Here is a 13141-nt window from a genome sequence, read left to right on the forward strand (position 1 = left end):
ACTGACTTTAGAGTGTTATGATAAATGTTGTTTCTTCTCCCTCTCTTGTCTTTACCTTTAACTCTCCGCCATGGGCCTTCACAATATCATACGCCAATGATAAACCCAAACCCGTTCCCTGGCCCGTTGGTTTTGTTGTAAAGAACGGTTGAAAAATTTTATCTACTATTTTTTGAGGGATGCCGATACCATTGTCTTTTATGGTTATCAAAACTTTGCTCTTATTCCCATCCGACCCTGTACGGGCGGACCCTGAAGGGGCGCCGAGTCTTCGGGTTGTTAAGGTGACTACAGGTTCGTAGACTTTGCTTTCTGCTTTCTGCTTTAAGCTTTCCGCTTTTTGCTTTTCGTTCACAGCATAAAAAGCATTGTTGATTAAGTTTAACAACACTCTTCCAATATCCTGCGGAATGATGTTGATGTTATCAATCGTTTCATCAAAATCAGTTTTTAATGTAGCATTGAAGGATTTGTCTTTTGCACGAAGCCCATGATAGGAGAGGCGTAGATATTCATCACACAAAGCATTAATATCTGTGGGATCTTTTATACCACTGCTGCTTCCTGAGTGTTGCAGCATTCCTTTTACAATAGCATCGGCTCTTTTGCCATGGTGGTTTATTTTTTCTTCATTTGATATGATATCATTGATTAACTCATTTTGCAAATCACCATCTGCTTTAGGTTTTAAGCGTTCGGCTTTCAGCTCTTCCAGCAGTTCTTTATTAACTTCACTAAAATTATTAACGAAGTTTAACGGGTTTTGAATTTCATGTGCAATGCCAGCGGTGAGTTCGCCAAGGGATGCCATCTTTTCGGACTGAATAAGTTGGGATTGCGTGGATCTTAAATCACGTAAGGTTTTTTCTAAAATAGCATTAGCTTTTTGTCTTTGACGACTATTTCTGTTTTGAAATATAGCAAGCAGAATAAAAATAACCAGCGATCCAAATAAGCCAATCAGTATTAATTTGTTTTGAAAACCCGCTTGTTCTTCCACGATTTTATTTAGCCTTGTTTGTTCTTCAAAATCAACATTCTGAAATTGGGTGATTTTACTAACGGAGGCATCGTTAATACTATCACTTAAGAACTTCCCCTTTTTTAGATAATCCAATGCGGCTAAAGTATTCTTTTGTAATTCATAAATTAGTGAAAGTTGGGTATATCCCTTTGCGACAAGAGACTCATTTGGAATAGACTGTGCTAAAGCCACACATTTTAGCGTGTAATATAAAGCTGAATCTGGCTGATTATTTTTCAAATATAATTTCCCGTACTCCAGATAAACACCACTTAGCCCTATGAGCTGATTGCTAACAATACCGGCGTTAGCTGATTTTGTAAAGTATTCCTTGGTTGAATCATATTGATGCTGGTTTTCGTAATAGAGGCCAATAAATTTATAGATATCAACCAGCCCTCTTGCATAAGGTGAATTTTGACTATATAATAATGCCAGTTGATAATATTTAAAGGCGGAATCCGACTGATTGTTTTTAAAAAATAACGCCCCGATATTTCTTGTAGTGAGCGATAATATTTTTTTATTCTGTAATTTTTTACCAATGTCAAATGCTTCGTTCAGCTGGGATCGTGCAGTTTTGTATAGCTTTAATGAAGTATATAATCTTGAAAGCTCAAAATGAATCATCCCAAGGATAGAAAGCCTGGCATCGTCGGGATTGTTTGAGTAAGAAAATTTGGAATATCCCCAACCGTTTTCCGAAGATGTTGGATTATCTGCCAGCTTCACAGCCTTATAGTAAAATTTCAAAGCAGAGGATACATCACCCTGCCACGATTTTACATACGCAATTTGTTCATAAGCATCTGCTTCGTATAATTGTAAGTTTAGCTTCTTTGCGAATGACAATTGCTTTTCATGATAAAACAAGGCACTATCTACTTTACCTTCTTGCTGATAAAACCCCATTTGTCTATAGATATCCATTTTCACGGTATCATTGGTAGTATTTAGCAACGCATAATGTAAACTATCAAAAAATCGAGAATTTTGCGCTGGCGAAATAAATGGGAGCAATAGAAAAACTATCATGCCTCTAACTATCTTCATAAAATTAAATTGGTAACTGAATAATAAACACTGTTCCTTCTCCTTCCTCGTCCGTACCGGGCCTGGCGGATTTTGTGCCGACTTTTATTTCTCCTCCATGCGCTTTCACAATATCATAACTTAAACTCAACCCTAACCCGGTGCCTTGCCCTGTCGGCTTGGTAGTAAAGAATGGCTGAAAGATCTTTTCTTTAATGCCTGCAGGTATCCCATTGCCATTGTCGCAAACCGTTAGTTCAATTGTGCTACCATTCTTTTTAGTGCTGATGGAAACTGTTGGCTGGTACTCACTGCTTGCAGTCTTTTGCTTTTCAGCTACGGCATAAAATGCATTGTTAAACAGGTTCAGCAGTACTCTTCCAACATCCTGCGGAATGATATTTATGTTGCCGATGGTTAGATCGTAACTAGTATTGAGCATGGCGTTAAATAATTTGTCTTTAGCCCTTAGGCCATGATAACTCAGCCGCAGGTATTCATCTGCCAGGGCGTTAATATCTGTGGGCTCTTTTGTACCGGAGGTTTGCCTGGAATGTTGCAACATACCTTTTACAATGGCATCTGCACGCTTGCCGTGATGGGTGATTTTTTCTGAATTGTCTATCACATCATTTGCAATGGCTTTCACTTCTTCGGTGTTTCCTTTATCTGCTTCTTCTTTCAACTCCATCAGCAGCTCTGTGTTAATCTCACTAAAGTTGTTGACGAAGTTTAACGGGTTTTGTATTTCGTGTGCAATGCCGGCCGTGAGTTCGCCAAGGCTCGCCATTTTTTCTGATTGGATAAGCTGTGCCTGGGTAGATTTTAATTCAGTTAATGTGTTTTCTACTTTTTGCTTTTGTTCCTGCAACACAATATTTGCAGTATGTTTTTGGCGGTTGTTCCGGTAAAGAAATATCCCAACCACTACAAAGAAAAATAAACAAACCCCCATGATGTATTCCTTCATCCGGTTGTTATAAGCGGTCTGCTGTTCCATCGCTTCAATATTGCGTAACTTTTCATGGAAAGACAATGCCTGTAACCTGTTTATATTACTCTCGCTAAAAATCGCTGCATTTATTTTCGACTCCTGCCTGGAATAATAATAGGCACTGTCTGTTTGATGCAGTGTATCAAAAATCTGTTGCAGGTAAACAACTGCCTTTAACCGCACAGCGTTGCTGTTAGCCGTATTGCCCAGATTAATAAACTGGCGGCAAAATGATGCAGCTTGCTTAAGCCGGGAAGCCTGTATTAAATACTTGATATAGGTGTCATAAAAAAGCGCCCTTAAAGAGCTTAGTTTTATATTAGGTAGTATACTTAGTGCTTTTGTAAAAGCACTGTCGGCATTAGCGGTATCATTGGCCAGGGCATAAGCAGCTCCTGTTAAACAAATGGAGGCCATGTCATACAAGGCAATACCAAGTTTACCTGAGGTTTCAATACTTAACCTGGCGTAATGTAAAGCCGAGTCGGCTTTGTTAATATCAAGATAGTAACTACAGAGGTTATTCTGATATTGTATCAACATAAAATTATACAGCGGCGACGATTGATCGGGCAGGTTCTCACCACCTTTGATCGTGTAGTCATACTCAGCCTGATAATTTTTAAATTCGCTGTACACAAGGCTTATATCAAAATATAAAGAGCTAAGGCGTCGCTTATCTTTTGCTTTTTCCGCCAGCGGAATGCCTTTGAAAAAGTATTCAAGTCCGGAAATATAATCGGCTTTACTGAAAGCAAAGTAAGCACCGATCCAGTTATAGCTAATGGCCAACAAAGAATCGCTTTTTAATTGCTGCGCAATGCTGAGCAATTGTATGCACAATGAAGAATCAACATCGTTAGAAGTGTTGTTGGAATGTTCAAGTTCGTTCCTGATAAAGTTGAATTGCTGCATCGGTTCCGAAAGGCTAGACAATTTTAGCTGAACGCCGGTAAGACCTTGTTTTTGTGCCTGGCAATTAAAAATAAATAGGATCCAGAAAATTGTTACTGATACTATCTTAAGCGTTTTATGCATTAATTAAAAATTGACTTGTAAATATTATACCCTAATCCTTTATTCGTTCCCAATATTATCTAACTACCATTGCTTTCATAATAGCATAATCCAATTTATTTTGTTACCAGCATCAGTTACCTAATCATCTGTTGTTGTGTCACCCGCTTGTGCTTTCTGTTCATTGTTAAGCTAAGCATACAAAAGTGCGAAGCAACGCAAGTACCATATATATGCTTAGCATAGCTCACCAATTTGTATTTAGCTAAATGGGCAATTGCATTATAAATACCGTTCGTTCTCCTTCTTTTGTTTCTACTTTTATTTCTCCTCCATGTGCTTTTATAATGTCATAGCACAAACTTAGACCCAGCCCTGTTCCTTGCCCTGTCGGTTTTGTAGTGAAGAATGGCTGAAATATTTTATCGACTATTTTTTGAGGGATGCCGTTACCATTGTCTTTCACAGAGATCAAAACTTTACCCCCATCACCTAAAGGAGCGCCAGTTCTTTGGGTTGTTACAGTTACTACAGGTTCATAGGTGTTGCCTTCTGCTTTAGGCTTTAAGCTTTCCGCTTTTTGCTTTTCGTTCACGGCATAAAATGCATTGTTATATAAATTCAATAACACTCTTCCTATATCTTGCGGAATGATATTGATGTTACCAATACTTTCATCAAAATCCGTTTGTAACACCACGTTAAACGATTTGTCTTTTGCACGAAGGCCGTGATAGGAGAGGCGGAGGTATTCATCAGCCAAAGCATTGATGCTGGTAAGCTCTTTTTGCCTGCTGCTGGTGCGACTGTGCTGGAGCATTCCTTTTACAATAGCTTCGGCACGTTTACCGTGATGATTTATTTTTTTTGAATTTTCTGCAATATCATTTAATAATTCATTTTCTAACTGCTCATCTCTTTCATTATTCACTTTTAATTTTTCACATTTCAATTCCTCAATTAATTCTGTATTTACTTCACTAAAATTATTGACAAAGTTTAACGGGTTTTGTATCTCGTGTGCAATGCCTGCGGTAAGTTCTCCCAGGCTTGCCATTTTCTCTGATTGTATCAGTTGCGATTGTGTATCTTTTAAGTCACGGAGGGTTTTCTCTAATACCTTGTTGGCTTTTTGCTTTAGCCTGTTGTTTCTGTATAATAATAACGCCGCCAAAAGAAGAATGGCCACGCCACCTGTAAAACCAAATTGTTTTAACCTGATCTCGTTAGCCTTTATGTTTTCCGTAGCCTGTCTTTCTCTTTCCTGTTGTTCGGCTAGTGTTTTTTGCAGGGCTATTATCTTGTCCTGCCCATACATTTTAATGTACATCGCCTCATATATTTTTCGGTAATAGAGCGCCTTCGCCACATCTCTGGTTTCAAATTCCGTTGCAAGCAGGAGGCTGTTGATTAGGATGCCTTCATTCAATTGTATGTTTTCAGCAAGGGTTTGTCCCTTTATTGCGTAGTAAATGGTAGAGTCAGGCTGATTGAGTGCCTTATATAATTTTGCCGTACTGTTATTGGCCCAGATAAGGCTATATAGATCATTGTCTTTGGTATCAATTGAAATGGCCCGCTGCAGGTATTCTTTTGCAGTAGTATAGTTGCCGAGACTTGTATGAATGTTGCCCAATACCTCCAGTATGATCGCCAGTGTCTTTTTATTTTGGGTGTCATTATATAGGTTTTGCATACATAACAAAGCGCTGTCTTTTTTATTGGTAGCCATATAGGTATTGGTGATGGCAATTTCATTTTCTACATTGTAGCCGCCCCAGGAATTTCCTTTGAATAATGCTCTTGCCTTTAGTGAAAAGGCAAGGGAAAGGGTATAGTCTGATAAATCCTGGTAGGTATAGCCCAGTTCCAAAAGGCTGATCGCCTTTTCTCTTTTGAAGTGAAATTTTTCACTTAGTTCCAGTGCCTTAAATGCGTATTGCAGCGCTTCAGGATAATTACCCTGCCGCAGGTAAAGATTTCCAAATCCAATCAATGCATTTGCTTTTCCCCTGGCGAAGTCAATTTTTTCAGAAAGTTTTAAGGCTTTTTCTGCATACAATAAAGAAGAATCAAAGTCAGAATAGGCATACTCGTAACTAAGTCCGGCCCAGATAAGTGCCCGGCTGGTATCGGTGCCGGCTTTTTCAAGTTCCTGTTTTAAGTCAATGGTTTGGTAGGATGAGGTATTATTCTTCTGGCCATAGCCGAAACTATTCAGGAAGAAAATAAATACAATAAAAAGAATAATTTTTTTCATGTTTTTAGTTTGCCGGTAATTGAACCAGGAATTCAGCCCCTTCATTTTCGTTCGTTTTTACCCTTAGTTCACCACCATGTGCTTTTACAATATCATAGACCAACGATAAACCTAAACCTGTTCCCTGGCCGGTGGGTTTTGTAGTAAAGAATGGCTGAAATATTTTGTCTTTTACCGGCGAAGGAATTCCGTTTCCATTATCGGCCACGCTGATTTCAATTTGATCATTTATTTTTTTTGTACTGACTGAAACGGTGGGTTCATATTTAACTGCTGCAGGGTTTGCAACAAGCGACTGATTCTTTTCATTTACTGCGTAAAATGCGTTGGAAATTAAATTTAATATCACTCTTCCAATATCCTGAGGAACGATATTAATGGTACCAATTGCATCATCATAATTCGTTTTTAATGTGGCGTTAAATGATTTGTCTTTTGCACGCAAACCATGGTACGCCAACCGTAAATATTCATCCGCCAACGCATTGATGTCGGTGGGCTCTTTGTGACTGCTGCTGCTGCGGCTATGTTGCAGCATTCCTTTTACAATGCCATCAGCACGTTTGCCATGGTGATTTATTTTTTCTAAATTCTGAATCAAATCATTCATGATTTCCTTTGCTTCTTCGGCATCCCCCTTGTCCATGGCTTCTCTCATTTCCCCCAGTAACTCTTTACTTACTTCGCTAAAGTTGTTCACGAAGTTTAACGGGTTTTGTATCTCATGTGCTATGCCTGCGGTGAGTTCGCCGAGACTAGCCATTTTTTCTGATTGGATCAATTGCTTTTGGGTGGCCTGCAGTTCAGTTAACGCTGCTTCTGCTTTTTGCCTCGCGTCTTTAATCACTATTAAGTCTTCTTCAGCCTGCAGGGCATGTGCTTCTGCAATTTGTAAATCGTTGAAACGGGTAAAAGTTAGATTGAACACGGCTGCAAAACGTTCCAGTAATTGCAGGGTTTCCTTTGGCTGATCATCTGGTGATGCTATACCAATAAATCCTTTACTGAAATAAGCAATATCCTGCACTCTTCTTTTTTGAGAAAGCCCATTTTTAAATGGTACACCCAGGCTGGTCAGGTGCCTGAAATAATTTTGCAATTCATCGCCCTGCATATTAATCACCAAAGATTTTTTTTGCTGCTTCCAGCCTTCAAACATTTTAGCAAAGGATACATTATCATTCAGGTTGGCTTTAAAGGCCGTACTTATTTTAGTGCCGTCTTCATCTGTTATCCAAAATTCTGATGCCCCATTTTCATCCTTCACAATGGAAATGTATAAGCGATTTGGTTCAATGCCGAGGGCAATCAGTTGCTGAAATAACACGGCTGCGGTTTCTGCCAGCTCATCACTTTTTTGCATGGCCAGCGTCCGGCTCCTTACTTTTTCCAAAGCTCCTTCTATCTGTGCTTCCCTTGCCTGTGATTCTGCTTTCTGCAAATCAAGAAAACGGGTATAGGTTTGTTCAAAAACTTTGGCAAAACGCTTGAAAATTTCATAGTAAGCAGCTACCCGCTCAAATGAAATAAACATGAGATATCCATGCGTAAAATAAACACAATGAATGATCTGAAAAGTTGGAATGGGAACTCCATCCCGCCGCCAGTTTTCCATGATTACTTCCCTGAAGGTTGGGATTGTAGCCAGATACTGGTAATGGACTTCCAGTTCCTTTCCACTTTGCTCTATCACAAACAAAGGCTTGCCGGTTTGCGCAGCTTCATAAATCTTCTGGTACACATCTTTTGAACTGTCGGTTTTAAAGGGTGGCAGAAGACCACTGATGGACCCCATCCATGCGGTTGCGGCTTTTCGGTCATCGTCCCAGATATTAAAACCACATGCAAGAGGGGGTAAACCCAACGACTCAACTTGCCGGAAGAGCAGCAGTGAAGCGGCCTGCAATTCATCGCTATGTTGCATCGCCATTGTTCTTGCCCGCACTCTTTCCAATGCCAATTCTATTTCTGCTTCTCTGGTTTGTGCTTCTGCTTTTTGGAGGTCGAGGAAGCGTGTGTAAGCCTGCTCGAATACTTTGGCAAATCTTATAAAAACCTGTTCATCAGGATATTCCTCCAACGTAATCGTTAGCACATATCCATATTTGAAATATGCGGCATGCCATGTTTGCCTTGTTGGAAATGAAAGACCGGAAGCAAGTATGTTTTCAAAAAACGTCTTAACTGACGGAACTGAAAGCATATAGTCATAATGATCATTCAATGCCTTGCCTTCGAGGGTGTTTTTACATAAATCCATTTTGTTTTTCCAGCCTTCGTACATTTTTTTATGCGTAGCATCCTTTGTATGGGGAATAGCAATGGGCGGAAGTACACCGTTTTCATTGGCAAACCAAACTTCATCATCATCCGATGCCGGCTTGCATAATACAAATCCGCAGCCCCACAAATTGCCGCCCAAATTTCTTAGCTGCTGAAATAAGACATTGGCTACATCTGTCAGTTCAGCACTTTGATGCATGGCCATGCTTCTTGACCTTACTCTTTCCAGTGATGCTTCGATCTGTGCTTCCCTTGCCTGTGCCTCGGCTCTTTGAAGATCAAGAAAGCGGGTGTAAGTTTGTTCAAACACTTTTGCAAACCGTTTGAAAATAGTATAAGATTCAGGAGATGGCTGCAAAGTAATAAAAAGCAAATTACCATGAGAAAAATTGAATGCATTGTGCACCTGCCGTACAGGCGTTTGCACCCCTGCCGCCTCAGATTTTTTGAAGGCTTCGTCTAGTAATGGAAAAGATCTTAGATAGCGGTAAAACTCCTGCATTTCGTTGCCTGTAAAATCATGAATGATATATTCTTCCTGATTTTTCCAGGATTGAAATTGCTGTTTGTGCCACTCAATGTCAAACGCAGGCATTTTAAAAGGCGGGTTAACAGAGCCATCGGCATTGCACATCCACGATATCAATTCCGTATTTTCGTTTTCCCAAACTGTAAACCCGCTACTATAGCAATTAATACCCAGCGTTATTACCTGGGCAAAAAGCAACGATGCTACTTGTGCTAACTCGTCACTTTTTTGCATCGCCATCGTTCTTGCCCGCACCCTTTCCAATGCCAATTCTATTTCAGCTTCCCTTGCCTGCGCTTCTGCTTTTTGCAGATCAAGAAAACGGGTATAGGTTTGTTCGAATACACCTGCAAAACGTTTAAAAATATCCCAGGCCCATGGCACCTGCCCGCAGGTGATAAAGATTAAATTCCCCTGTGCAAAGTTGGCGACGTTGTTTACCTGTGACTGGGGAAGTTTAAAACCGCCGTCCATATGCTGCTGCATGATCCTTTCAAAACCGGGAAGACTTCTCATGTACCTATAGTGTGCTTCCAGCGCATCGTCTTTAACCTCTTCGGTATAGAATTCTTCATTTAATTGTTTTGATTGGTAAAATCGTTGGAAAGTAGGGCTTTCTGTAAGGGGTATTGTAAACGGAGGTTGTAACTCATCTTTGGTACTCATCCAGCCGATACATACCTTTTCATTTTTTTGCCAGATGTTGAAGCCGCAACTCCAAACAGGTATACCCAAAGTCTGTACCTGCCTGAATAAAAGATTAGCTGCTTCGGTAAGTTCATCGCTGTGCTGCATGGCCATTGTTCTTGCACGCACTCTTTCCAGGGCCAGTTGAATCTGCGATTCCCTTGCCTGCTCCTCTGCTTTTTGCAGATCAAGAAAACGAACGTAAGCCTGCTCAAATACTTTTGAAAATCTTTTTAGAACCTGGAAATCTTCTGCTGTGGCAAGCTGCTCATCCCAGCTGTCAAAACCCACGGCAGCATGCTTCTCACCGGCCAGGGAAGTTGTCCACGATTTGGCTTGATGATGAAAATCTTTTAGCTCCGGGGGAAAAGTATTATGTTCCGCTACGTAGCGAAAATAATCGTTCTTGTCTTTGCCGGCATATACCCGGTTAAAGATTAATTCGCCGTTTTCCATCACCTTCAGCAAATCATTAAATATTGCGTTTTTGCTAATAGCGGGTGTGAAAGGGATATTTATTTCGCCGGGTTCTGACAAGGTTGTGGTAGCAATCCATAATTGTATATCCCGGGTTTTTCTATCAAAAAGAAAAATGAATGCGCCGCTTAAATTAAGGCCTAGTTCCGTCCATTTTTTAAACATAACCGAGGCCACCGTTTTTAACTGATTGGATTGATGCATGGCCAGCGAAGCAGACCGCACACTTTCCAGCGCCGCTTCTATCATTGCTTCTTTTGCCTGAGCCTCTGCTTTTTGCAGATCAAGAAAACGGGTATAGGTTTGTTCGAAGACTTTTGCAAAACGAATAAAAATATCATGGGCATCAGGTGCCGGCTCCAAAGTAATAAACAGCAGGTAACCATATTTAAAATAGGTTACATGATCTATTTGTTGAACAGGAAAAGAGCCGCCGCTTTCCGTTAACTTTCTCAGCCCATCACCCAAAACCGGCAGCGTACATAAGTATTTGTAATGAGCAGCGCAGGCTTCGCCGGTGAATGTTTCAATGTACATTGATTTTCCTGTCTGCCCTTCTTTGTAATAACGAAGAAAGACACCTTCCCTGGGTGTTTTATAGGTTGGCATGGTACCCATTTCGGAACTGAACCATTCAGTCGATTCTTTATCACCATAGATATTAAACCCACATCCCCTGGTTTTAATACCGAGCATCCTTACCTGGCTGTCCAACAGCAGAGACGCATCGGCCAGTTCATCACTGTGCTGCATGGCCATTGTTCTTGCCCTTACTCTTTCGAGTGCCAACTCTATCTCTGCCTCTCTTGCCTGTGCCGCTGCAGTGGTAATGTCCGTATACCTTTTATACGCCAGGTCAAATACATTGCGGAAACGTTTCAGGATATTGAGCTGTTCTTCACTGATTTTTTTAAAAGTGGATATGCCCACATTGCCCTGTTCAATGGAATAAAAATAATAGTATAGTGCACTGGTATCTTTCAGCCTGGTATCTTCATATTCACCATTTTGTTTTCTGAATGCTTTCCACTCTTCCAGCTCTGTTCCTTCTACAATAAATTCCGTGAATGCATCGGTGGCACTCTTCATTTGTTGTACCGACTTGTCGATAATTGAATTTTTATTGTATGGAATGTTGGTAATGCTGCCGCCCGAAAAATCAGAATAATCATAGTCAGTAAAATAATTTTTATCATCGTGAAATATACCAATCAGCGAGTTTCTTATTTCAGAAAAACCCAGTTTAGTTAGTTCTTTATAATTCGCCTGGCTGATATTTAACAAGTCTTCGGGTGTGCTCATTCCCATTGCAATTGTCCGCACCCGTTCCAGCGATGCTTCAATTTCCAATTCCCTGTTTTGTGCTTCCACAGCCCTTTGCTTGTGCTCCAGTTCTTCAATTGTTTCTTCCAAAAGAATGGCTGTCGTCTTTTTTACTTTTTCCGTTCGGTCAAGTTTAAAAGCAGTTATTTCAAATTCCTTATCTGCATCTTTTATTGATTTCAGGAGTGCATTTTTTTCCTCCGCAGTCATGTTATTGTTCTGCTCAATAAATTGTAGTATGTGTTGAAGATGCTGGTTCATTGTAGGTTTTTGTTCAGCAATGTTATTCAGTACAAGTGTGCGACGCAACCGAAGCTTAATAGCAACACTGCAGTTGGGTGCATAAAATTTTATTTCTCTTTTAGGGCGACAACACAGGTGGTAGCATTGTGCATTTCCAGTTTACCGCCTGTTGCCCTTGCCAGTTCTGCATTGCTGAACATACCGGCCATTGGCGTATTCCACACATTTTTTATACCTTCCAGCTCCTGATTAATGAGTGGCCCGAAAGACAGCAAGCGGCCTGCGCAACTAAATACAATTACAGCATCCGCTTCCGGCATATCGGTGGCTTTAATATTGGCTGTTTCACTAATTACTTTTTCTATTACATCAAAATCCGGCGGCAGTGAAAAACGCACTTTTGATCCCTGCGGTACCGATCCGCTGCAATAGAAGGAATGGTCATTCCAGTCTACCACCAGGCCGGGCCGCATTACGGGATCTCCGTTTTCCCGTTGTAATTGCATGGGCAAATTGGCTGCTATCTCCAGTAATAATTGCGGATTGTCCGGCGTAACATTTTCTATGCCACCATATCTTGCCGTGAGGTCAAGCACCGGCACATCATCCACTGTATACACATGATTGCCTTCACTTTTTGTGACTGTTTTTAAAGTGCCGACTGCCCTCCATCCACAGGTGGCCCTGCCTTTTATCGTTACATTATCAGCATCGAGTGCCAGAACAATCATCCCTTTATTGCTTTCCCAGTCGTTGCTGAAAACAAACTGTTCTGTAAACGTAATGTCATCACCGGCCATGCCGCCGTAAACCTCCACATGTGCCCCCACGGCTTCTTCAAAGCCCTTTAGCAAAGCTTCTGCATCGGTATTGGCATTACTTCCCCCGACTAAAAAAGCCGGGTTGGAAATATTTTCCAGCGTTTTCGAAGCGAGGGAAACTGCCACCTGTCTGAAATTAGTAGTGTTGTAATCAGCATGCAGTATCTGAAAATTTGACCGCTTCATATCCATCAGCAGCACAACAGTTGATTGCTTTTCAGGCGTTTCATCAGTAAATTCTCCGTTGCTGGTTACGCCGAAAACCTGCAGTCCTACGTTATCCAATACCCCGGTGATGGCCTTTCTATCCTGGGTGATCGACAGAAAGACAATGGCCAGCGTTGGTTTAAAACCATCGGCCATGCTTTGTTCTAAAGCAGCCTCAATTTCGCCTGGTGATTTTCCTTTAATTGATTTTGCCTGCATCTGGATGTTTATTTTGAAGGAGTGA

The 13141-nt window shown here is 40.8% G+C and carries 5 protein-coding genes; all 5 read right to left on the minus strand.

What is annotated here, in order from left to right:
- Positions 1 to 7: 7 nt before the first annotated feature.
- Positions 8 to 2077, minus strand: coding sequence for an ATP-binding protein (locus JWR61_RS15925; RefSeq protein WP_301928738.1), 2070 nt, complete (start codon positions 2075 to 2077; stop codon positions 8 to 10).
- Positions 2078 to 2081: 4 nt separating this feature from the next.
- The gene (locus JWR61_RS15930; RefSeq protein WP_301928739.1) at positions 2082 to 4088 is read right to left on the minus strand and encodes an ATP-binding protein; all 2007 of its coding nucleotides are present in this window, start codon (positions 4086 to 4088) and stop codon (positions 2082 to 2084) included.
- Between the two features lie 244 nt (positions 4089 to 4332).
- On the minus strand, positions 4333 to 6327 hold the full coding sequence (locus JWR61_RS15935) for an ATP-binding protein (RefSeq protein WP_301928740.1): 1995 nt from the start codon (positions 6325 to 6327) through the stop codon (positions 4333 to 4335).
- 4 nt (positions 6328 to 6331) lie between these two features.
- Complete coding sequence (locus JWR61_RS15940) at positions 6332 to 11887, minus strand: sensor histidine kinase (protein WP_301928741.1); 5556 nt, start codon at positions 11885 to 11887, stop codon at positions 6332 to 6334.
- A gap of 89 nt (positions 11888 to 11976) precedes the next feature.
- Positions 11977 to 13116, minus strand: a complete 1140-nt coding sequence (locus tag JWR61_RS15945; RefSeq protein ID WP_301928742.1) for an FIST signal transduction protein — start codon at positions 13114 to 13116, stop codon at positions 11977 to 11979.
- Positions 13117 to 13141 lie beyond the last annotated feature (25 nt).

Origin of the sequence: Ferruginibacter sp., from assembly GCF_028288465.1 — a bacterium.
Taxonomy (GTDB): domain Bacteria; phylum Bacteroidota; class Bacteroidia; order Chitinophagales; family Chitinophagaceae; genus Ferruginibacter.